Origin of the sequence: Labilithrix sp., assembly GCA_019637155.1 — a bacterium.
Taxonomy (GTDB): domain Bacteria; phylum Myxococcota_A; class Polyangia; order Polyangiales; family Polyangiaceae; genus Labilithrix.
The window spans coordinates 45,891-67,744 of sequence record JAHBWE010000027.1 but is presented as its reverse complement, the minus strand read 5'-3'; the positions used below and the strand labels follow the sequence as shown (position 1 = coordinate 67,744).

The 21,854-nt window shown below is 70.2% G+C and carries 21 protein-coding genes; 5 read left to right on the top strand and 16 right to left on the bottom strand.

The annotated features are described in order from the left end of the window. Nucleotides 1-168: 168 nt before the first annotated feature. The 7 genes from KF837_40565 to KF837_40535 are packed head-to-tail and all read right to left on the bottom strand — an operon-like array spanning nt 169 to nt 5,844. Nucleotides 169-696, bottom strand: a complete 528-nt coding sequence (locus KF837_40565; GenBank protein ID MBX3233687.1) for a nucleotidyltransferase — start codon at nt 694-696, stop codon at nt 169-171. Between the two features lies 1 nt (nt 697). Next, nucleotides 698-961 carry a hypothetical protein gene (locus tag KF837_40560; protein ID MBX3233686.1) on the bottom strand — a complete coding sequence of 88 codons (264 nt, stop codon included), beginning with the start codon at nt 959-961 and terminating at the stop codon, nt 698-700. Nucleotides 962-978: 17 nt separating this feature from the next. After that, complete coding sequence (locus KF837_40555; GenBank protein MBX3233685.1) at nt 979-2,298, bottom strand: DUF1015 domain-containing protein; 1,320 nt, start codon at nt 2,296-2,298, stop codon at nt 979-981. 35 nt (nt 2,299-2,333) lie between these two features. After that, on the bottom strand, nt 2,334-2,843 hold the full coding sequence (locus KF837_40550) for a DUF1566 domain-containing protein (GenBank protein MBX3233684.1): 510 nt from the start codon (nt 2,841-2,843) through the stop codon (nt 2,334-2,336). Then, nucleotides 2,825-3,526 (bottom strand): DUF1566 domain-containing protein, encoded by a 702-nt coding sequence (locus KF837_40545; GenBank protein MBX3233683.1) that lies wholly within the window; start codon nt 3,524-3,526, stop codon nt 2,825-2,827. Before KF837_40545 ends, KF837_40550 begins: the two co-directional genes overlap by 19 nt. After that, nucleotides 3,513-4,457, bottom strand: a complete 945-nt coding sequence (locus tag KF837_40540) for a hypothetical protein (GenBank protein MBX3233682.1) — start codon at nt 4,455-4,457, stop codon at nt 3,513-3,515. Before KF837_40540 ends, KF837_40545 begins: the two co-directional genes overlap by 14 nt. 34 nt (nt 4,458-4,491) lie before the next feature. Beyond that, complete coding sequence (locus tag KF837_40535; protein MBX3233681.1) at nt 4,492-5,844, bottom strand: protein kinase; 1,353 nt, start codon at nt 5,842-5,844, stop codon at nt 4,492-4,494. Between the two features lie 202 nt (nt 5,845-6,046). Between KF837_40535 and KF837_40530 the strand changes: the two genes are divergently transcribed. After that, a complete protein-coding gene (locus KF837_40530) occupies nt 6,047-7,273 on the top strand; it encodes a hypothetical protein (GenBank protein ID MBX3233680.1) in 1,227 nt (408 codons plus the stop codon). Further along, nucleotides 7,270-8,463: a hypothetical protein gene (locus KF837_40525; GenBank protein ID MBX3233679.1), complete on the top strand. Its 1,194-nt coding sequence runs from the start codon at nt 7,270-7,272 to the stop codon at nt 8,461-8,463. Before KF837_40530 ends, KF837_40525 begins: the two co-directional genes overlap by 4 nt. Here the strand turns inward: KF837_40525 and purD are convergent. Then, nucleotides 8,460-9,725, bottom strand: a complete 1,266-nt coding sequence (purD, locus tag KF837_40520) for a phosphoribosylamine--glycine ligase (protein ID MBX3233678.1) — start codon at nt 9,723-9,725, stop codon at nt 8,460-8,462. The two genes, KF837_40525 and purD, sit on opposite strands and share 4 nt — an antisense overlap. 39 nt (nt 9,726-9,764) lie before the next feature. On the opposite strand from purD, the gene KF837_40515 reads away from it, so the two are divergent. The 3 genes from KF837_40515 (at nt 9,765) to KF837_40505 (ending at nt 13,775) form a co-directional block, all read left to right on the top strand. Next, nucleotides 9,765-10,949 (top strand): hypothetical protein, encoded by a 1,185-nt coding sequence (locus tag KF837_40515; protein MBX3233677.1) that lies wholly within the window; start codon nt 9,765-9,767, stop codon nt 10,947-10,949. Between the two features lie 81 nt (nt 10,950-11,030). After that, nucleotides 11,031-12,767 (top strand): serine/threonine protein kinase, encoded by a 1,737-nt coding sequence (locus KF837_40510; GenBank protein ID MBX3233676.1) that lies wholly within the window; start codon nt 11,031-11,033, stop codon nt 12,765-12,767. Further along, nucleotides 12,768-13,775, top strand: coding sequence for a hypothetical protein (locus KF837_40505; protein ID MBX3233675.1), 1,008 nt, complete (start codon nt 12,768-12,770; stop codon nt 13,773-13,775). A 184-nt stretch (nt 13,776-13,959) separates the two neighbouring features. Here the strand turns inward: KF837_40505 and KF837_40500 are convergent, their stop codons facing one another. The 8 genes from KF837_40500 to KF837_40465 all read right to left on the bottom strand — a co-directional run bounded on the left by KF837_40500 (nt 13,960) and on the right by KF837_40465 (nt 21,811). Then, entirely contained in the window at nt 13,960-14,739 is a 780-nt protein-coding gene (locus tag KF837_40500; GenBank protein MBX3233674.1) for a BtpA/SgcQ family protein, read from the bottom strand. Between the two features lie 221 nt (nt 14,740-14,960). Further along, nucleotides 14,961-16,034, bottom strand: coding sequence for a type II secretion system protein GspN (gspN, locus tag KF837_40495; protein ID MBX3233673.1), 1,074 nt, complete (start codon nt 16,032-16,034; stop codon nt 14,961-14,963). Nucleotides 16,035-16,044: 10 nt separating this feature from the next. After that, nucleotides 16,045-16,638, bottom strand: coding sequence for a hypothetical protein (locus tag KF837_40490; GenBank protein MBX3233672.1), 594 nt, complete (start codon nt 16,636-16,638; stop codon nt 16,045-16,047). A gap of 1 nt (nt 16,639) precedes the next feature. Then, complete coding sequence (pilM, locus tag KF837_40485; protein MBX3233671.1) at nt 16,640-18,172, bottom strand: pilus assembly protein PilM; 1,533 nt, start codon at nt 18,170-18,172, stop codon at nt 16,640-16,642. Nucleotides 18,173-18,175: 3 nt separating this feature from the next. Next, nucleotides 18,176-19,609 carry a general secretion pathway protein GspK gene (locus KF837_40480; GenBank protein MBX3233670.1) on the bottom strand — a complete coding sequence of 478 codons (1,434 nt, stop codon included), beginning with the start codon at nt 19,607-19,609 and terminating at the stop codon, nt 18,176-18,178. Next, the gene (locus KF837_40475; protein ID MBX3233669.1) at nt 19,606-20,298 is read right to left on the bottom strand and encodes a prepilin-type N-terminal cleavage/methylation domain-containing protein; all 693 of its coding nucleotides are present in this window, start codon (nt 20,296-20,298) and stop codon (nt 19,606-19,608) included. Before KF837_40475 ends, KF837_40480 begins: the two co-directional genes overlap by 4 nt. Continuing rightward, entirely contained in the window at nt 20,295-21,068 is a 774-nt protein-coding gene (locus KF837_40470; GenBank protein ID MBX3233668.1) for a prepilin-type N-terminal cleavage/methylation domain-containing protein, read from the bottom strand. Before KF837_40470 ends, KF837_40475 begins: the two co-directional genes overlap by 4 nt. Continuing rightward, a complete protein-coding gene (locus KF837_40465) occupies nt 21,068-21,811 on the bottom strand; it encodes a type II secretion system protein (protein ID MBX3233667.1) in 744 nt (247 codons plus the stop codon). The genes KF837_40470 and KF837_40465 overlap by 1 nt, the downstream gene beginning before the upstream one ends. Nucleotides 21,812-21,854 lie beyond the last annotated feature (43 nt).

Here is a 21,854-nt window from a genome sequence, read left to right as displayed (position 1 = left end):
CTAAGACGCGTGGTGAGGCTCACCACCGTGCGATTATCCGGGATCGCCCGCGAGCGCGGGCGGAAAATCGCGCGCTTACGGAAGCGTAGCCAGCAGGGACATGCACCGGAAGTGCCGGCCTTCCGACACCCGTTCCCCGCGCAACCCCACCAAGCGCGACCGGAAGCGTCAGCGACGAGCGGCCTTCAAGATCCGCTCGAACGCCGACGACAGATCGCTTATCGCGAGGGACTCCTCCAGTAGCCCGAGCACTTCGCGCGTTCGGCTCAGCCGGATCGAGCGGTTCACCTGGAGCATGACCTTCACGTCGTCCGTGTCTTTGTCACGGGCAGCCAGGAGCTTCAGGGCGATGATGTCTTCCGGAGCAGCGACCGGAACGAACACACCACCGAGCTTGCGCCGCACGAGGCGCGCGTAGAAGACCTCGTCGACGCTGGGACGCGAAACGACGACGTCGACGAGCACACCTCGCCTCGCGTGCTTCACTCGAAAGATGTTGGCGGCCGCGTTCATGACGACGAACCCCCGCGCTTCGAGCGCGGCCCGTATACGCGAGAGGGGAAGCGAGCCGGGATCGACCATGACGTCGATGTCGTCCTTGAAGCGCGCCACGCCGTAAGCGATCGCAGCCTGAGCACCGAACAGGTACCAACGGACACCCGCGGATTCGAACGCGCTCCGCAGGTCGCGAAGCACCCTACCGAGAGGTGTGATCGCCAAGACGGTCGAGCAGGTGGCGGACGCGACGGTGCGTCTCGAGATCGTCGCGGAGTCTCTCCTCGTTGGGGGGATGGCCGAGCGAGTGGAAGTGCTCCCGAAGCCCCTCGGAGACGCGGAACGCCGCGCCGGGATCGCTCTCGTAGCGCTCGCGGGCGAAAGCGGCGTGCCACTCGTCGAACAGATGCCATGGCAAATCGAGGAAGGCGCGTGCGGCCTTCTTGTCGATCTTCGGACGGCCCATGGCCGAGATCATAGCGCTCAGGCTGTCGGGACGCTTCGGTCTTCCTCGAGCGTGTTGATCGCGAGGCCGGTGAGGACCTTCGGGTAGAAGAAGGTGCTCTTCTGCGGCATGACCTCGCCGGCCTCGGCGACCTCGCGGACCTGCGCGACGGGGGTGCCGTTCATGAGGAAGAGGGTCTGGCCCTTGCCGTCGCGGAGCGACTTCAGCGCGGCGGCGGCGTCTTGCGGGTACCAGATGTTGCTCTTCGCCGCCTGCATCTCGGGCGTGACGCCGAGGACGGGCTCGAGGATGCCCATGTGCAAGAGCGCGACGTCCGTCTTCCGGAGCGGCGCGACGCGCGGGCCGAGCACCGGATGCCCCGCGAGGTCGGCGTCCTTCTTGAGCGCGAGGAGCGCGGCGCGCGAGTCGCCCGCGGCGATCACGAGCGAGGGCCGCTCGGCGCCGGACTTCGCGAGCGCGTCGGTGAGGACGTCGGCGCTCGCGCCGGGCGGGAGCTCGGTGACGTCGAAGAGCGCCTTCACCTTCTCGAGCGTCGCGGCGTAGTCGAACGACGGCAGCGAGTGGACGTGCCGGTGGGTGGGGAACACGACGAGATCGGGATCGTCGCCGTTGCAGAAGAACTCCATGAAGTACGCGCTCTCGGGGCGGTCGCCCTTGCCGGCGTTCTCCTGCGAGTAGCGGAGCGCGGTCTCGTAGCGGTGGTGACCGTCGGCGATGAGGAGCGACGACGTCGCGACGCCCTCCACGATGGCGCGGATCGCGTCCTTGTCGGCGATCTTCGAGAAGCGATGCTTCACGCCGTCCTCGGTCTCGAACGTCGCGAGCTCCTTCGCGGTCGCGAGCGCGGCGTCGAGCTTCTTCTCGGGGTCGCGATAGAGGAGGAAGCCGGGCGAGAAGTTCGTCTTCGTCGCGCGGAACAGCTTGAGGCGGTCCTCCTTCGGCCCCGAGAGCGTGCGCTCGTGCGGGAGCACGACGCCCTTGTCGAGCGGCACGAGGCGGACGACGCCGAGGAAGCCGGTGCGCGTGCGTGGCTTGCCGCCGCCGGGCGGGGTGAAGGTCTGGTCGTAGCGGTAGAACGCGGGCTCCTCGTCGCGGACGAGCACGCCTTCCTTCCGCCACGCCGCATAGAGCTCGGCGGCGTTCGCGTACTTCCGATCGCCCTCCCCCTCGGGGAGGATCAGCTTCACGACGTTGTGCTGGTGCCGCGCGGCGAGCTCGGCGCGCTGCTGCGCGTCGATGACGTCGTACGGCGGCGCGACGACCTTCGCGAGGCCGCCCTCCTTGGCGAGCTTTTCGAGGTCGTAACGAAGCGGCGTGAAGGGAGCGATCTCGGCCATGGCCGAGCATCACATCACGGTTCGCCGCCCGGTCGCTACCGGACGCAGAAGACGCCGAGCTCCTCGCTGATGCTCGACGTCTTGTCGACCCGACCGGTTCGGAAATCGACGGTGTACGTGGCCGAGCCGTCCGGGAACTCGGACGAGGTCCAAAACGCCTTGTCTGGAGTGCGGAGAAACGCGTTCCTGTCGATGTAGCGCGGCTGGTTGCGCGTATCGACGTACTCGGCGTGCGGCTCCTCGTCGACGAGTGACAAGAGCTCCTTCAGCGACGGCAAGCGATTCTCGCCGACGGGCTGCAGTCCGGCGCAGTACGTCTTCGCGTCCGCGAGCTTGCGGACCGGATAGGGCTCGTTGGACCGCGGGCGCGTCCAGCGCAGCCCCGACTTGCGGTCGCGGATCGTGACCTCGTTGGGCCCGAAGTTGTCGTACTGCTGCGCCGGCCCCGAGATCGGTGCATCGGCCGAGACGGGAAGGACGAACGCGACGGTAGCCCCCAACGCCGCCGCCGCGAGCGACGTACGCTTCAGCGATCCTGAATGCATATCACCCTCGCGGTAGCTGACTTCGTATCGGGCTGGACCAGCACGTCCGTGATGTTGGGCTCGAAGCGGACCCCCCAGTTCTTCGTCGTCACGACGGGCGCCGGCGGCGGCGGTGTGAGCCGCAGGTCGCGCACCGCGGAGCTCGTCCAGTACGTCTCGGGTTCCATGCTGAAGCGCGCGGCAGAGGTGGCTGCGGCGTTCGTCCCGGAAAAGTCGAGGAGCGTGATCAGCTCGATGCGCGTTGGGAGGCGCCACTTCGCGGTCGTGAGCGCCTCGCAATGCTTCTCCGCATCCGCGTAGGAGAATGGCTTCTTCTCGGCGGTGTCGACGGCCCGCCAGATCAGCCCCGAGACGTCGTCGACGATGCCGCCGGCGTCGCCCGCTTGGTCCGAATACGACGCGACGTTCACGTTGGGGCCGTCGACCTGCGGGTAGTTCGGCATCTTGAACTGGATCCAGCTCACCGGGGCGGTGCCGGTCGCGTCGACGGTGACGACGTCGGGGCCCGCGTCGGGGGCGTCCGGGCCGACGTCGGGGCCACCGTCGGCCCTCGTGCATGGCTCGCCGCCGTTGCAGGGGGCCTTGTCGTAGTCGGAGATGCCGAGGATCGCGTTGCACGCGGCGAGGAGCGGCGTGACGCACGCGAACGCGAAGAGCGCGCGGCGGAGCCTAGAACGTGCCACCGATGCCTCGCGCGGTGAAGCCGATCGTGGGACGCGACGTCGAGCCCGACGACTTCGGCGACGTGAGGTAGAGCACGAGCCCCGCGCCGAGCGCGACGCCCGCGCCGATGAACGCGATGGTGCTCACCGTGCCCCACGTGCTCGCCGTGTCGAGCGTCTTGTGCGTTTCGGGCCCGCATTTCTTGTTCGAGCACTCCCGCTCGAGGTCGTCCGTCTTGGTGAACGCGACGATCCCCGCCACCGTGCCGATCGTGGCGGCGACGCCGGCGAAGCCGAGCGCGATCTTCGCGGACTGGCTTCCCCCTTCCTTCGGCTTCGGCTGCGGGCCCGCGCCGTCGCCGGCGACGCGCGGCGGCGGCTTCTCGTCGGGAGGCGGCGGCTGCACCGTCACCTCGATCTCCTTCGTCTCCCCCTCCTTCGTCTCGAGTGACGTCTTCGTCTCCGGTCCGCTCCCCACCTTCGCCGTGATCACGTGCGGCCCCGGGTTGACCGGGCGCGGCGCGCTCAGCGCGACGGGCGGGATCGCGACGCCGTCGATCGCGACGGTGGGATCGAAGCCGGAAGGCACGCCGGAGACCTTCACCTTGATGTTGCTGATCTTCGCCTGCTCCGTCTCCGCGATCTTCGCCGCCTCGACGCGCGCGTCCTTCGAGCGCTGGCTCTCCTCCGGGATCGGTCCGATGCGGCCGACCGAGAGGCACGCCTCGCTCGCCTCGACCGGCTGCTTCAAGGTTTGGTGCATCTTGCACAGCTCGATGCCGGTGAGCGGCGTGTTGCCGAGCGTGTGCGCCCCCTTGAACTTCTCGAGCGCGCCCTTCTGGTCGCCCTTCTCGCGGAGCGCGAGGCCTTCGTTGTAGAGCTGGCGCGCCGACGTGATGTCCTGCGCGGTGCGCTGCGCGCTCGCCGGCGCGGACGCGAGGAGCGTCACCACGAACGGCAGCAACCAGAAGGCACGCTTGGAGCGGCTAGAAGATGTCATGTCCGGTCGTGGCCGGCGCCGGAGCAGGCGCCGCAGGCGAAGGTAAGGGAGGATTCTGCGCAGGAGAAGGAGAAGACGTACCGTTCTTCGGCGGGCGGCCATGCGGCTTGCCGACAGGCGCGGGAGCAGGAGCGGGAGCGGCCGCGGCGACGCCGGGCATCATCGAGGCGCTCGGCGGCGGGATCGGGGTCAGCTCGACCGACGGGATCGCGAGCGCGGAGGGCTGCGCCGGCGGGGCGGGCTCCGACGTGAGGGGCTTCGCGTCCTTCGGCGGGTCCTTCGCGCCGGCGGAGACCACGAACTGACGGACGCCGATGAAGGCGCCGATCATGAGGACGCTGCTCACCGCGACGAGGGCAATCAAACGGTTGCGCGTCGTCGCGGGGGGTGAGCTGCGCGAGAGCCCGGCGTCGGTGGACGCCATCGTCGGCTCGTACTGCATCGGGTCGCGCGGCTGGTTCGCGCCGGTGGACGAGCGCGGGACCTCCACCGACTTCGGCATCTCCCCGCCGAGCGCGGCCGCGAGCGCCTCCGCCATCTCCTTCGCGCTGTTGTAGCGATCCGGCACCGGCCGCGCGCACGCGCGCTGGAACCACGCGTCGACCGCAGGGCCCAGCGCGGGGTTCACCTGGCTCGGCAGCGGCAGCGGCTCGGAGTGGATGCGGATCGCGAGGCCGCCCATCGTCTCGGCGTCGAACGGCTTCCGCCCGGTGAGCGTCTCGTACGCGACGACGCCGACCGACCAGAGGTCGCTCCGCTTGTCGATGTTCTTCGCGCCGAGGATCTGCTCGGGGCTCATGTAGAAGGGCGAGCCGATCATGGCGCCCGTCTTCGTGCCGCTGTCGATGTGGGGGACGTCGACGCCCTTCGCGATGCCGAAGTCGAGGAGCTTCACGAACACCTCGCCGCGACCGCTGTCGCAGAGGAAGATGTTCCCGGGCTTGATGTCGCGGTGGACGATGCCGCGCTCGTGCGCGCGATCGAGCGCACGACCGAGCTGGACGAGGATCTCGAGCGCCAGCTCCGGCGACGCCTTCCCTTCTTGTTCGAGGAACGCGCCGAGGTCGCGGCCCTCGAGGAGCTCCATGACGATGTAAGGAATGCCGTCCGGCGTGAAGCCGTGATCGAACGTCTGGACGACGTGGGGGCTCCGCACCTGCGCCGCAGCGGCGGCCTCGCGCGAGAAGCGCTCCGTCGCGTCCTTGTTGTCCTTCAGCGTGCTCGCGATGAACTTGACGACGACCTGCGTGTGGAGCGCGAGGTGATCGGCGACCCACACCGAGCCCATGCCGCCCTCACCGAGCGGCCGGACCAGCTTGACGCTGGGCGTCACCATCATCCCAGGATGGGCTTCGGGCACGATGGAAGGATTGCCGACCCCACCGTTTACCGCAACATCCTTCCCCGCGTCGGGCACCGGACGCTCCGACCATGACATCGTGACCATGGGTTTGGCACGGTTGGCAGCGGGTTCGGCGGTGTTTTTCACGCGTTTTCCGGGGTCGCTGGGCTTGGCCCGCGCTCTGCTATCTTGGCTCTGCATGAGACATGCGAAGGCCTTGGTTGCGGTGGCGCTCTTCACGACCGTGGGCATCGCGTGCGCCGACATGAACGACAGCATGTCCCTCGACAGCCGGAAGTCCGGCCGCGGCGACAATGACTCGGGCGACCCCAACGGCGCCGGCAGCAGCAGCAGCGGCGGCGGGGCCGCGCCGGAGTTCGGCAGCCCCGCCGCGACGGGCGTGGTGGTCGCGCACTCGGCGACGTTCCCCTCCTTCCGTCTCTGCTTCGAGAACTACCCCGACAAGCTCCCGCAGCCCGACTCGAAGGTGATGCCGGGCGCGAACGTCGTCGGCGTCGAGGTCGGCGGGGCGGTGCGCATCGACGCGCTCCCGGAGGCGGCGGGCATGGTCTACGTGATCGACGAGGCGCGGATCCGCGTCGAGTCCGGCGCCGAGGACGCGCGGACGTGCGGACAGCTCATCTCAGAGATCGGCGGCGACGCGCTCTCCAACCCCCTCATCGCGTACCGCGACTACTACTTCGCGACGAAGATCGAGCGTCCGCTCGGGGTCGGGAACGTCGACGTCCTCGCGATCACGGGGTGCGCGGACGCCGTCACGATCCGAGGGCTCGATCAGCTGGCGGCCCCACCCGCCGCGGGCACGCCGGCGGTCGCGAGCTGCGGAGGCGACTGGAAGCCGGTCGAAGGCAACCTGGCGGCGACGGCGCTCACGCTCGCAGCCTCCCCCGACGGACCGACCGAGTCCGAGATCCCGGTCGCGATCTTCAACCTCTCGCCCGCGGCCGCAGCGGTCAGCGCCTCCGTCGAGGTGAAGTTCGGACCCGAGATCGACGCCGGCGCCGAGGCGCAGGTGTCGCTCCCTCTCAACGCGACGGCGTTCGAGACCGGCGGCGAGGCGCGGCTCGCGGTCGATCAAACGAAGGAGGAGTCGTACGGCCGCCTGGGGTTCGACGTCATCTCGACGATCGACGCCCAGAAGGTCACGCGACGCCAGTCCCTCGCCGACGTGCAGCAGCTCTCCGCCCCCGGTGACATCCCGACCACGTATTACCGCGCGGCCTCCAACTACGCGCTCCTCGTCCTCGGCGATCCCTCGCACTCCGAGGAGCGCGCGGGCGGCGGCGCGAACCCGGCCTTCAACCCGCGGCGCGCGCTCCACATCGTCGCGGTGCCGGTCCTCGATCCCGCGATCCTCGCCGACGCCGGCGCCGAAGCCGAAGCGGACGCCTCGACGACGCCGTGAGGAAGGTCCGCCGCATCGCCCTCTTCGCCTCCATCGCGGGCGCCGCCGGCGCCGTCGCGCTCGCGTGCGGCGGCGACGACGACGGCTCGCCCTTCGCCGGCGGCGGAGACGGGGGGGACATCGACAGCGGCGGACCGATCGGCGTCGGCGACGGCGGCGCGACCGGCCCGACGAGCGGCGTCGTCATCGTGCACGCGGCGGCCTTCCCGGCGTTCCGTCTCTGCTTCGAGAAATACCCAGAGCTGCCGCCGCAGCCCGACTCGCGCGTCCTCCCGCAATCGAACGTCGTCGGCGTCGAGATGGGGAGCGTCACCCGCATCGGCGCGATCACGCGGGCGCCGGGGAAGGTCTACGTCATCAACCAGACGCGGGTGGCGGCGACGCCCGACGATCCGACGCAGGACGACTGCGGTGAGGTCCTCGCGAAGGCGGACATCCAGGAGGGCAAGGACTACGAGGTGCTCGGTCCGCTCTCGGAGCCGATCGGCGTGGACGAGACGACGGCGCTCGTCGTCAGCGGCTGCGGCCGCCAGGGTTGGCTCACCGAGACCGGCGTCGAGCCCTCCGAGTGCGGCGAGGGCTTCGACGCCAACGCCGGGAGCTTGAAGGTGCTGACGTTCCCTCTCGCGGCGACGACGCAGACGGCGGCGACGACGCTGCCGGTCGAGCTCGTGAACCTCTCCGAGGCGCTCGCCGGCGACGTCCCGCTCGGCGAGCACGTCGACGTGACGTTCGGCGACCTCGACGCCGCCGCGGGCGCGCCGCTCACGCAGAAGGTCGCCGAGTCGCCACCGCTCTACGACGCGAGCGCGTCCGCGCTCCTCGACCTCGACTTCACGGACGAGACCGTCTACGGCACGCACGGCTTCCGCGTCGCGTACCGCCCCGACGACGCCGGTCCCGCCGACGACGCCGGTCTCGCCGACGCCGCCCCGCCGTTCTCGCTCGATCAGACGCTCGCGACCGTGCAGGCGATGTCGCGCCCCGACGCGAACCCGACCACGTATTTCCTGGCACCATCGAATTTCGCGCTACTCCTGCTCGGCGACCCGCGGATCAAGAAGACGCTCGAGGACGGCGGCGCGAACGAGGGCTTCGACGCGCGCCGCGCCCTCCACTTCCTCGCCGTCCCCGTCCGCGAAGACGTCGACGGCGGCACCCTCGGCGGCATCGGCCGCCCGCCGCGCTAGCCCAGCGCGCGATGGCCGATGTCGGTGCGGTGGTGCTCGCCGCGCCAGCGGATCTTCGCGACCGCGTCGTACGCGCGTGCGCGCGCCTCCGCGAGCGTCGTCGCGTGGGCGCCGACCGTGAGGACGCGGCCGCCGGCGGTGACGACCGCGTCGTCCGCCCGCTTGGTACCTGCATGATACACATAGGTGCCGGCCACCGCGCGCGCGTCGTCGAGCCCTTCGATGCGGTCGCCCGTCTTCGGCGTCGCCGGGTAGCGCTCGCTCGCCATCACGACCGCGAGCGCGGCGCCTGGCTTCGTGCGCGGCTCGAAGCGCGCGAGGTCTCCGCGCGCCGCGCCATCGAGGAGCGCGAGCCAGTCGCCGTCGAGCATCGGCACGAGCACGGTCGTCTCCGGATCGCCGAAGCGCACGTTGAACTCGAGGACGCGCGGCTTGCCCGCGTCGATCATCAAGCCGACGAAGAGGACGCCGCGGAACGGCGCGCCCGCGTCGGCCATCGCGCGGAGCGTGGGCGTCACGATCGCGCGCATCACCTCGTCCGCGATCGCGGGGGTGACGACCGGCGCCGGCGCGTACGCCCCCATGCCGCCGGTGTTCGGGCCCTCGTCGCGATCGAAGACGCGCTTGTGGTCCTGCGCCGCGACGAGCGGCACCGCGCGCGCGCCGTCGCAGACGACGTGGAAGCTCGCCTCCTCGCCCGGGAGCAGCTCTTCGAGGACGACGGTGGCGCCCGCGTCCCCGAGCGCGCGCTCCACGATCATCCGATCGATCGCGGCGCACGCTTCGTCGACGCTCGCCGCGACGACGACGCCCTTCCCCGCGCAGAGGCCGTCCGCCTTCACGACGAGCGGGCGCCCCGCCGCGCGGACGTGCGCCTTCGCCGCCTCCGCGTCGGTGAACACCGCGAAGTCCGCGGTCGGCACACCGGCGCGCTTGCATATGTCCTTCATGAAGGCCTTCGATCCTTCGAGGCGCGCGGCGGCCTGGGTGGGCCCGAACGCGCGGATGCCTCGCGCGGCGAGCCGATCGACGAGGCCGAGCGTGAGCGGCAGCTCGGGTCCGACGACGACGAGGTCGACCTCTTCCTCCTTCGCGAGCGCGACGAGCGCGTCGACGTCGCCGATCGCGACGGCGTGGTTCATCCCGATCGTGGCAGTGCCCGCGTTGCCGGGCGCGAAGAGGAGCGTGCGGCCCGCGCCCGCGAGCGCGGCGCCGAGGGCGTGCTCGCGCGATCCGCCGCCGACCACCAGAATGCGTGTCATGAAAGCGGACGTACCACGCATGGATGTTAGGATGAACCCGTGGCCGAAAACGCGCGCCCGCCGGTCGCCGTCCGCATCGTGCGTCCGTACGATTCGGAGGAGGAGTTCCTCGAGAGCGAGCTCGAGACGGTCGGGAAGACGAGCGTCATCCTCATCGGCGCGCAGCCGCGCCCGCAGGGCGTCATCCTCCGCTTCGAGGTCACGCTCCAGAGCGGCGCGGTCGTGCTGCGCGGCGAGGGGCGCGTGCTCCAGCACAAGGAGAGCGCGTTCCGCGGACAGCCCGGCCTCGCGCTGCGCTTCACGCGCCTCGATCCGAAGTCGAAGGCGCTCGTCGATCGCGCCGCCGCGATCCGCGAAGCGCGCCTTTCCGGCTCGATGCCCCCGCAGCCCGTGCCCGCGGCGCCGCCGACGCCGGAGCCGATCGTGGCGCCCTCACCACCGCCGACGCCGGAGCCGATCGTGGCGCCCTCACCGCCGCCGACGCCGGAGCCCATCTCGGTGGAGCCTGTCGCGCCGCCGCCGACGCCGGAGCCCATCTCGGCGCCGCCGCCTTCGTCGGTGGAGCTCTCGAGCTCGGAGCTCGAGCCCGACGACGCGTCGGCGCCCGCGGTGAACGGCGCGCCCTCGTCGAACCCGCCGTCGGCCGCGACCGCGAAGCCGCCGCCGCTCCCGGCGACGTCGGCGCCGCCGCCGGATCCGTCGTTGCCGCCGAGCCCGCTCGTCGCGATGCCGTCGTTCGCGCCGATGGCGCCGCCTTCGAGCCTCCCGTCGGGCGTGCCGTCCGCGCCGCCGAACCCGAACGCGACGATCGCGCCCGACCCCATGCTCGCGTCGATCCTCACGCAAGGCACGCCGCCGCCACCGCCGGTCGACGCGCGCAAGAGCGATCGGCCCACGAGCAAGCCGCCGGATCCCGAGGCCGAAGCGGAGCCGGTTCGGATCCCGGACGAAGCGAAGACGCGCCCCGGCAAGCGCGCGATGCTGGTGGAAGAGCCACCTGCCTCGGCGTCCATGAACGTCCATGCGACCACCACCGTCGCGGCCCCGCCCATCCCCTCCGCGCAACAAGCGCAACAAGAAGAGGCGCCGAGAGAGGCGAAGCAGCCCAAGGAAGACACGGCGGTCACGCGCGTCGCCGATCGCGAGGCCCTCCTCGCGCGCCTCCGCGAGCGCCGCGCCAGCATGTCGGAAGAGAAGAAGAACGACATCCTGCGGTCTCGGTAGCCGTCATCGCACCTTCTCAACATTGCTCACGATCTTCTCGCGTGACGAGAAAGATCAGGCGATACTGACCTCGAAGGAGTCATGGATCCCTCCACGCTCCAACCGGGGTATCGCCTCGACCGTTACGAGCTGTTGTGCCCGCTCGCGTATGGCGGCATGGCCTCGGTGTGGCTCGCGCGCTTCGGCGGACGGCTCGGCTTCGAGCGCATGGTCGTCGTGAAGATGATCCTGCCGCAGTACTCGCAGGACCCGCGCTTCCAGGAGATGTTCCTCGACGAGGCGCGCATCGCTTCGAAGATCGAGCACGCGAACGTCGCGCGCATCCTCGACGTCGGCGAAGAGCAAGGGAACTACTTCATCGTCATGGAGTGGGTCGACGGCGACTCGCTCTCGAAGATCCTGCGCGCGGCGGAGCAGCGCAAAGAGAAGGTCCCCGCCGGCGTCGCGCTCCGCATCTGCGCCGACGCGGCGGCGGGCCTCCACGCCGCGCACGAGCTCAAGGACCGCGACGGCACGCTGCTCGGCGTCGTGCATCGTGACGTCTCTCCCCAGAACATCCTCGTCGGCAACAACGGCACGACGTCGATCATCGATTTCGGCGTCGCGAAGGCGCGCGACCGCATCTCGCAAGAGACGAGCGCGGGTCAGCTCAAGGGCAAGATCCGCTACATGGCGCCGGAGCAGGCGGTCGGCGGAAAGATCGACCATCGCGCCGACGTCTGGGCGATCGGCGCGATGCTCTACGAGGCCTTCACCGGCGATCCGCCCTACGACGGCGTGAACGAGGTCGCGACGCTGCACAAGCTGACGAGCGGCCAGCCGCCGCCGCCGCTCGACAAGGAGAAGTTCCACCCCGCGATCTGCGCGATCGTCGACAAGGCGCTCGCGCACGACGCGACCAACCGCTTCGCGTCCGCGCTCGAGCTGTCGCAGGCGCTCGAGGCCGCGCTCGTCACGATCAACGAGCCCACCGGCGCGGCGCAAGTTGCACAATACACGGGTCAGCTCCTCGCCGAGCGCAAGGCCGCGCGCCGCCGCGCGGTCGACACCGCGCTCGAGCAAGCGAAGAAGCGCGACTCGGGCGGGACGAACCAGCCGGCGTCGGCGCCGAACATCGCGGTCGGCCCGCCGTCGCAGGGCACGATCCCGCTCATCCAGCCGCCGGTGAACCTGCCGAGCACGCCGAGCATGCCGTCGGTGACCCCGCACGAGGTCCCGTCGACGCCGAGCAGCCAGCGCCAGATCGACATGACGGGCCCGGTACGTCCGAGCCCCGCCGCGGACTACGCGCAGCACGGCCTCGGCGAGAGCCCGAGCGCGACGAGCAACTCGACGCTCGGCTCCGCGAACATGGAGTACCCGCCGGTGTCGCAGGTCGACCCGGTCCTCGCCGCGCGCCGGCGCCGCTACATCGGCGCGGCCACGCTCGGCGTGTTCGGCGCGGCGGCGCTCGTCGGCGTGATCCTCATCATCAGCTCCGCGGTGATGCGCCGTTCGGATCCGGATCCGAAGGCGGCCGCGCGCGTGAACGAGCCGCCGCCCGCGGAGACGACGCTCCCCGACCCGCCCGAGCCCGCGAGCACGATCGCGGCGCCCCCCGAGCCAGCGCCGGTCGAGCCGGCTCCGGATCCGACGCCGCCCTCCGCGCCCGATCCGACGCCGGACCCGGCGCCCGATCCGACCCCACCGCCGAGCGCCGCGAGCGCCGCCCCCGTCGTGCCGCCGAAGACCCCGACGACCGCCTCCGGTCACAAATGGACGCCTGCTGGGACAGGGACCGGAAAGACTGGTACGAAGAAGGTCGATCGAGGCTTCTAGATGCGCACCACGTCGTTGACGGCCGCCGCGTTCCTCGCGGCCGCGGTCCTTACGTTCCCTTCCGTCGCTCACGCGCAGGCTGTTTCGCCCACTCCGCAGCAGAGGGAGCAGGCGCGCAACGCCATGGACGAGGGCGACAAGAAGCGCGACGGCGGCGACCTCGTCGGCGCGCTCGCGGCGTACGAGCGGGGCGACGACATCATGAACGTGCCGTCGACCGCGATCGAGGTCGCGCGCACGCAGGTCGCGCTCGGCAAGCTGATCGAGGCCGACGCGACGCTCCAGCGCATCGCGAAGATGGAGAAGAAGCCCGGCGAGCCGGCGCCCTTCACCGCCGCCCGCAAGGCGGCCGAGACGATGGCGACGGAGCTCGCGCAGCGCATCCCCACCGTCGTGGTGGTGCCGGCCAACCTCGAGGCCGGCCAGCCGGCGACGATCACGATCGACGGCGAGCCGGTCCCGCCGGAGGAGGCCACGAGCCCGCGCAAGGTGAACCCGGGCGCGCACAAGATCACCGTGAAGTCGGGCACGCTCGAGAAGACGGTCGACGTCACCGTCGCCGAGAAGGAGGCCAAGACGGTCGACGTCGACCTCAAGGACCAGCCCTCGGCGCCGCCCCCGCCGCCGCCGCCCCCGCCGAAGAGCGGCCTCGGCGCACCGAAGCTCATGATGTACGGCGGCTTCGGCCTCGCCGCGGTCGGCATCGGCGTCGGCGCGGTGACGGGTCTGATGAGCATGTCGAAGACGAGCGACCTCAAGGATCGCTGCCCGAACGATCGCTGCCCCGCCGGCTCGCAGGGCGACATCGACTCGGCGACCACGCTCGGCAACATCTCCACCGTCGCGTTCATCGCCGGCGCGGTCGGCGCAGGCGTCGGCGTCGTCGGCCTCGTCCTCAGCGGCAAGGAGAAGAAGGAGGAGGCGCCCCCTCCCCCCGCCGCCTTCCGCCCCGTCGACGTCCGCGCCGTCCTCGGCCCAAGCTACGCAGGCCTCGCGGGTAGGTTTTGACGTCAGGGGCGCGCGCGACGCGGCGGGCCTCGGCGGCCCGTGGCGTCTTGAACTCCGCGACGAGCCGATAGTCGGAGCTGTTGTTGCAGGAGTACGAGTCCCAGACGAAGACCTCGGCCAGCCGGGCAAATCCCCGGGCCAGGCCATTCCGTGGGCGAAGCTCCCGACGTTGAGGAAGCAACAACTAGCGCGCGAACGCGCGCCTGTACGCGTCGGCGAAGGACTTCGCGAGGGCGATGTCGATCGGGCCGCCTGGGATGCCGCCGGGGCGGAGGGCGCTGCCGACGATGACGCCGTTTGCGTGGGCTCCGAGGAGCGGCAACGTCTCGATCGTCGCGCCGCTCGCGACGTAGACGGGTGCGGCGCCGGCGGCCTTCTTCACCTCCGCGAGCTTCTCGACGTCGACGCCCTTGCCGGTCCCCTCCCCCGTCACGAGCACGGCGGCGGCGAGCGCGCGCTTCGTCGTGTCCTCGACCTCCTGCGCGATGGGACGCGGCGGGCCGAGCGGCGCGGAGTGCTTCACGTCGACGTCGGCCCAGACGTCGACCTCGGCGCCGAGCGCGCGGCGCAGCCGGAGCGTCGACGCCGCGTCGCCCTCGATGACGCCCTGATCCGTGACGCGCGCGCCGGTGTGGACGTTCACGCGAATGAACGAGGCGCCCGTCGCGACCGCGATCGCGAGCGCCGACTCCGCGTCGTTGCGGAGGACGTTGATGCCGAGCTTCGTGTCCGGCGCCGCCGCGCGCACCGCGAGCGCACACGCCGTCATCGCCGCGATCGTGACCGGCGGAACGCGGCCGGCGAAGAACGGCGCGTCGCCGAAGTTCTCGACGATGATCGCGTCGTAGCCCGCCTGCGCGAGAGACGCGGCGTCGCCAGCAGCAGACCGCGCGCAGTCGGCGGCGGCGAGCACAGACCGCGGACTACCGGGAAGCGGCGGAAGATGAATGACACCAACGAGCATGGTGGTCTGTCAACGTCGGGGGCTTCGCCCCCGACACCCCCACCCCAGACACGGCCCTCGCGCTGCGCGCTCGGGGCGCTTCGCGCCCGCTGGAGCGGCCGCTTCTGGGGCCCCGGGCGCTCGCGGGGGCGTTGCCGCAGCTGCTGCTGGGGCGCCCTTGCCCAGGCGCGTTCGCGGGGGCGTTGCCGCAGCAGCTTCTGGGGCCCAGGCGTGTTCCTTGATCATTTGGGTTCGCTCGCGGGGCCGCTGGCGGGGGTGCCGGCGCGGACGTCGGGTTTGCCGAGGGTGCCGCCGACGCGGAGGACGTAGAAGCCGTCGGCGCCCTTCGCCTTCCCCATCTTCGGGTCCATCTCGAGCATCGGCTTCTCCTTCGAGCCGGGCGAGCCGAAGAGGAGCTTCGTCTTGTCGTTCTTGTTCCGGTACGCGTCGTTGATCTTGAACTTCAGGTTCACGTCGAGGTGCGCGTCGTTCGCGACCTCGCGGAGCTGGATCTTGCCGTCGCCCGCGACGTCGACGTCGCCGCCGCTCGCGGAGATCTTCGTGATCTTGAGGACGCCGTCCTTCGCCTCGCCGTTGATCATGAAGTTGCCGATCTTGAGGCGCGGGAGCGTGAACGGGCCGAGCGGCGTCTTGAGCGTCAGCTCCTTCGTGTTGCCCGCGTTCGCGTCGCGGATCTCGAGCTCGATCGTGCCGTTCGCCTTCGAGGCCTTCCCCTCCGGCATCGTGAGCTTGATCGCGCCGAACAGCTTGCCGTCGATCGGAAACCCGACGTTCGCGGCGACGAGGTCGACGCGACCGACGTCGACGCCGTCGAAGCTCATCTCGATCTCGCGCGTCTTGCCGCTGTCGTCGAAGGCGCCCTTGATGATGCCGTCGAACGCCTCGACCTTGAAGCTCACGCTCTTGTTGCCGACGAGGAGACCGAGGAGCGAGATGCGCGCGCGGGCCTCGTCGATCGTCAGCACGCTCGGCGCCTTGCCCGCCTCGGCGGGGGGGGAGATGAGGCGGACGCCCTTCGCCTTCACGCCGGTGACGAACGACGAGTCGAGCTCGTCGATCTGGAGCTCCTGCGGGTTCCTGCTCTTCGACTGCTGCGCGTTGAACTGCGTGACGATGCGGTCCTTCAGCTTCTCGTACGGGAACGTCCACGAGATGAAGATGAGGAGACAGAACAGGTAGAAGGCGGGGTACCCCAGCTTCGGCGCGATGCGGCGCGCGAGGACCTTCATCCGATCGGGGAACGAGGGACCGCTCGAGACTTGCGGTGTCGCGGTCGGCTGTTGGGTGTTCTCCATCGCTTCCTCGTCACTTCGTCGGGGGCGCGGCGCTCGCCGGCGCGGCCGGCGTCGCGGGGGTCGCCGGCGCGTTGCGATCGTACGCCGAGACGCCGACCTCGATCGGACCATACGAGTCGGGATCGCCCGACCGCTTGCGAATGTTGAGGCGCGTCACCGAGATCGGATACTCGCTCTTCTCGAGGGTCTCGAGGAACTTCACGACCGGGCCGAGGCCCGAGTTCTTGAGGTGCACCACCGTGTGGCGCTCCACGTATTGTTTCCCGTGGTTCACGTCGGGGCGATCGACCGAGTCGCCGATCTGCACCTTCGACGTCGCCGCGGCCTGCTCGATGAAGCCGCCGAGCGCGGGCGTCTTCTTCGCGTAGCGGCTCGCGATCGAGGCCTTCCGGTCCTGGCGCTCCCTGATCTTGCCGCGCGCCTGGTTGACGGAGTTGAGGGCCTCCTTCAGCTCCTCGTTCTGCTGCGTGCGGCTCGACACGAGCATGGAGAGGCCGACCGGGATCGCCAAGACGAGCACGCCCGCGAAGACGAAGACCGCCGCCGTCGCCATGCGCTGCTCGCGCGGATTGAGACCCCAACGTTCGAAGATCGAGATCGCCATCTCACTTCCCTCCCGCGGGGGCCGCGCTCGCCGAGGCGCTCGCGCCGGCCGAGCCGGGCTTCTTCTTCTCTCCGCCCTTCTGGTCTTCGGGGCACCTCAGATCGAACTCGAGCACGTATTTCTTCCGGTTCTCCGCGCCGACCGCCTGATCGGTGCGCGTGATCTTGGGCTCCGTGAAGCAACGCTCCGACTTCAGGTTCGTCCGGATCGTCTCCGCGTCGGCGACGGTGCCGACCACGCCGTGGACGACGACGTGGTTCTTCTGGAGATCGAGCTCCTCGATGTCGCTCGTGATCTCCTTCGGGATGTGCTCCGAGAGCTTCAGCATCACGTCCCAGGCGTCCGCGTGCGGGAGCGGGTCTTCGTCGTTGATCGCCGTCTGCGACGCGAGGAGCTCCTTCGCGCGCGTCGCGTCCGACGTCTCCTCGCCGAGGACCTCCTTCGTCACCGTCGCGAGCGCGGCCTCGAGGACGGCGCGCTCCTTCGACTTCGCGTAGAGCTGCGCCCAGGCGGAGAACAGGAAGCTCACGAGGATGACGGCGGCGAGGCCCGCGAGGAGCGGCACGCGCTCCTTGATCCACGACAGCCCGCGCTCGAACGCGAGCGGGCCCTTGCGGAGGTTGAACCCGATCGCCTTCGACTGCAGTCCGAGCGCGAGGCCGATCGCCATCGCGAAGCGCGCGATCGTCGCGCCTTGCTCGGGCCGCATCGCCGGCGCCTCGATCATCGGCGGCGGGAGGCGCTCCACCGTGATCTCGAGCGCGCTGGAGAGGAACGCCTCCGCGCCGGACACGTACGCGCCGCCGCCGCAGAGGTAGAGCCGCGAGGGGGCCTCCCCGCCCTGCGCGCGGTGCGAGGCGATGGTCGTGCGCAGCTCGCGCGCGAGCTTCGCGGCGGTGCCGGGCAGCCCCTTCGTCCCCATCCCGATCGTGCGCGCGAAGACCGGCTCGCCGTTCGCGAGGATGATGAGATCGCTCGACACGGTGCCGAGGTCGACGATCGCGCAGACGCCTTCGCCGAGGATCGAGACGTGCGGCAGCAGGTTGGCGATCGGAAACGCCCCCACGCCGACGCGCTCCGGCTCCACCCCGATCGCGTTCTTGAGGAGGTCGATCCGCGTGACGACGTCGGCCGTCTTCGCGACCCCGACGAGGACGGAGAGCTCCTCTCCCTTCTTCTCGCGCATCCCGGGGAGGACGCGGTAGTCGAACACCGCCTCCGCGAGGTCGAACGGGAGCGACGCCTCGAGCTCGAACGGGAGGACCTCGCCGATCTGCTTCTGCGCGCTCGCGGGGAGGCCGACCATCTTCACCGTCGCGCGCGCGCCCGGGAGCGCGATCGCGATCGCGTCGCCGAGGTGCTTCGACTCGCCCATCAGCGAGCGCACCGCCATCCCGATCGCCTCGTTGACGCCTCCCGCCTGCGCGATCTCGACGTTCGCGAGCCCGATCAGCTGCACCTTGCGGTACGCCGTCCGGATCGCGGCGACTTTGACCGCGGTCGTTCCGATGTCGACTCCGAGAAACGTGCTCACGAATTACTCCACCTTGTAATAGAGGACCTGGCCGCCCGTGCTCGGCATGTTGGCCGCCGCGAGGGCGTCGGCTGGGTTCGTGGTCGCGCCGGTCATGCCCGGCATCGCGCCGGTCATGCCCGGCATCGCGGCGCCGGGCGTCGTCATGCCCGGCATCCCGGTCATGGTGCTGCCGAGCGCCGGCGCGTTGCGGAAGTCGAGGACGGCATGGATCTTCACGCGTGTCTCTCGACGGTACCCCTTCTTGATGCCGACCGCGTAGACGGAGAACATCTTGCTCTCGGTCGTGATCGACTTCTGGAACTCGCTCGACGAATGGAACTGCACGTTCTGGAGGCCGAGGGCGGCGAGGAGCGTGCCGAGCTGGCCCGCGCCGGTCATCGCCTGCACGAAGTCCTTCGGCGATCCGAACAGGGGCGCTCCCATCGTCATTCCACGCGCCATCGTGACGGCGGTGAGGAAGGTCTGCTGCTGCATCGGATCGTTGCAGAGCGGCGCGGTGGGGACCGCCCCCGAGCACACCACCGCGAGCAGCGTCTGCGCGTTCGCCGTGTTCACGTTGATCGCGCCCTGCCCCCACACCGTGACGACGCGCTTCTTCGGGTCCTCCGGCGCCGGGTCGATGAACGTCGCCCAGAAGTCCTCGCTCACGCCGCGCACCATGTGAAGCTCGGCGAGCGAGTCGTAGGGCGCGTTCTTGCGCCGGTAGCCCTTCGGCTGGATCGACGCGTAGTAGTTGTCCTCGATGCCGGCGGCGGCGGCGGCCGTCATCTGCTGCATGTTGCAGTTGAAGCCCTGCTCGTCGACGTCCGCCCAGTCGATGATCGCGGCGCAGGTCTGGAAGCGGTCGTTGTACTGGCCCGCCCCGTCGCGCTGGTTGAAGAGCGGGTCGTACTGGATCGGCGCGAGGAGCCCCATGATCTCCTTCGCGAGGCGGATGTGCGCGATCTCGTTCGCCGCGCCGAGGTTCATGTTGATCTTCGAGTCTTCGTCGACGATCGACAGCTCCCACGCGCCGTTGGGGAGGCCGAGGTTCTTGCCCTGGGTCGGATCGATGCCGAGCGACGACGCCGAGCCCTGGCTCGACTCCGGATCGTTGAAGATGCCGAGCATGCGATCGGAGAACTCCCACAGCGGGAGCTGCGGCGGGCTTCGCTTCATCAGCATGAAGAGCGGCGCGATCGCCTTGCGCATCGTCGGCTCGCTCGCGATGAGGAGCCGCGAGAGGTTGAGCGCGCTGCGGGCGGAGTACTCCGCCTGGATGCCGTCGCGCTGCGCGGTCGCGGCGGCGAGCTCGGCGCTCGTCTCGTCCTGGAACTCGGCGAGCATCACGGTCAGGATCGCGATCGCGCCCATGACCATGACGAGCGCGATGCCGCGCTCGGTCCCGCGCTTCTTCCGGCGCCGGAGCCTCGGCTTCTGACGCGGCGCCTTCATTTCGGGATCCCGAAGGTCAAGGGTTGCTGGATCGGGATGAAGGCCTTCGTGACGTACTTGAAGGCGGGCGTGTTCTTGACCGGCTTGAGCTCGAGCTCGATGCGCACCTCGAGCGGGAGGCGATTGAGCTGCGCGCTCATCAGCGTGGAGTCCCACGTCTCGACCCACTGCCCCGTCAGCGGATCGAGGTACTTGAGATCGAACGTCTCGACGTCCTCGGCGAGGACGTTCACGACGCCGCCGCGCTTGAAGTCGATGTCGATCGGCGCCTCTTCGCGGCGGACGAGGTCCATCTTCCCGTCGACGTCCGGATCGCGGACGACGAAGTACCCGATCTCGGCCTGATCCGACTCCCGCGCCTCCGCGTTCACGCGCCGGTGGGCGAACGCGGTGAAGTCGACCCGGTCGTACTGGGAGGAGCTCTGCGCGTAGAACCCGGTCGTCCGCGTGACGAGGGCCGGCATCGACGGCGTGTGCATCGAGATGTACGCGCCTTGCAGCTCGCGGACGATGCGCTCGATCGCGTCGCGCCCCTGCCGCGCCCGGTCCGCGCGCAGCGCCTCGCCGCGGCGACCGCGCGAGATCGAGTCGAACGCGCCGTAGATGAGGAGGGAGATCATCGCCATGACCGCCATCGAGACCATGATCTCGAGGAGGGTCATGCCGCGACGGCGAGCGCGCCGTGTCATCGGTGCCCTCCGCTCGAGGTGCCGCCGGTGCCGGTGCCCGTGCCCGTGCCGCCGGTGCCGGTGCCGCCCGTGCCGCCGGTGCCCGGTGCGGGGCCGAAGTCCATCGCGCCGCCGTCGGCCATGAGCGCGCTGCCGGCGAAGCCGCCGCGCTGCGGGTTGGTGACGAACTGCGTGAGCGGGAGCTCGCGCTCGACCGGGCCCTCTTTCCAGCGCACCGTGACCGTGATGCGGCGGATGCTCGCCTCGTACATCGGCTTCAGCGACGGGTAGAGCATGCCCATGACCATCGAGATGAGGCCGTCCGCGCCGGCGCCCGCGGTGAGCTGCTGCGTCATCGACTGGAGGCCGCCGAGGCCGCCGCCGGCGTCGACGCCGAGGTCGAGGCCGGGGCCACCGGCGACGTTGTTCGGACCGAGCATGCTCGTCATGCCCGCGAGCGCGCCGCCGTCGCCGAGCGAGTTGCCGCCGTTCTGGTTCGGCAGCTCGATCTTCTCGACGCGCGTATCGCAGCTGAACGTCTCCGGCGTCGCGTCGAGGCAGCACGAGACGCCGGTCTCGATCTGATCGATCTCCTGGTACCCGAGCTTGAGGAGGCCCTCCTCGATCTCGGTCATCTTGCAGCGCGCGAGCTGCGTCGCGGTCCCCATGTTCGCCGCGCTGCGGTTCGACGCGGCGAGGCCGCCCTGCGCCGAGAGGATGACGGTGAGCGACAGGCCGAGGATCGCGATCGCGACCATGACCTCGAGGAGAGAGAAGCCGCGCCGCTTCATCAGAACGACCCCGTGTCGTCGCGCTCGGAGGCTTCCTTGTCGTCGACCGGCTTCGGCATGTCCACCGCGCCGTCCTTCACCGTGACCTTCGCCGTCAGCGGCGCGACGAGCAGCGTCACCGCGTTCGACTCGTCGTCGTTCGTCCCGACCTTGAGCTGGATCGCCGCGCGCTCCGTCTGCCCGCCGGGCCAGAAGTAGAGGTACGCGCGCCCGCTCTTCCGCTCCTCGACGTCGTGCGAGGTCTGCACGCGCCGGAAATGGATGTTGCTGTCGAGCTTCTTGTGGCCCTTGCCCGGCGCCGAGGCCGCCATGCCCATCGCGTCGATCTCGCGGAACGCTGTCCGCGGCGCGGTGGGCCCCTTCATGATGCGGCCCGTCTCTTCCTGCGCCGCCTTCTCTTCTTCGGTCCCCGCCGCCGCGCCGCCGGTGCCGCTGAGGTCCTTCGACTGCACGAGGTGCGGCTGGTCGCCCTCCTCGAGCCAGATCTCCGACTCCTCGAAGTCCATCACGAGCCGCACCGTCTTCGACGACGACGTCGCCCGCGCGAACCCGATCCGGATCGCCCCGGTGATCATCGTCGACGAGCGCCGCAGCTTCGACGACGACAGCTGCCCCGACCCGATCACCACCGCGCTCAGGATGAGCCCCATGAGCGCCATGACGATGAGCACCTCGATGAGGGTCATGCCTCGCGCGCGCCTGACCCTCGCCGGCCGGAAATATGTAAAATGCAGGTACTTCATTTCCGGCGATGGGAACGGGATTCAGTTCGACGAACGGGGCTAG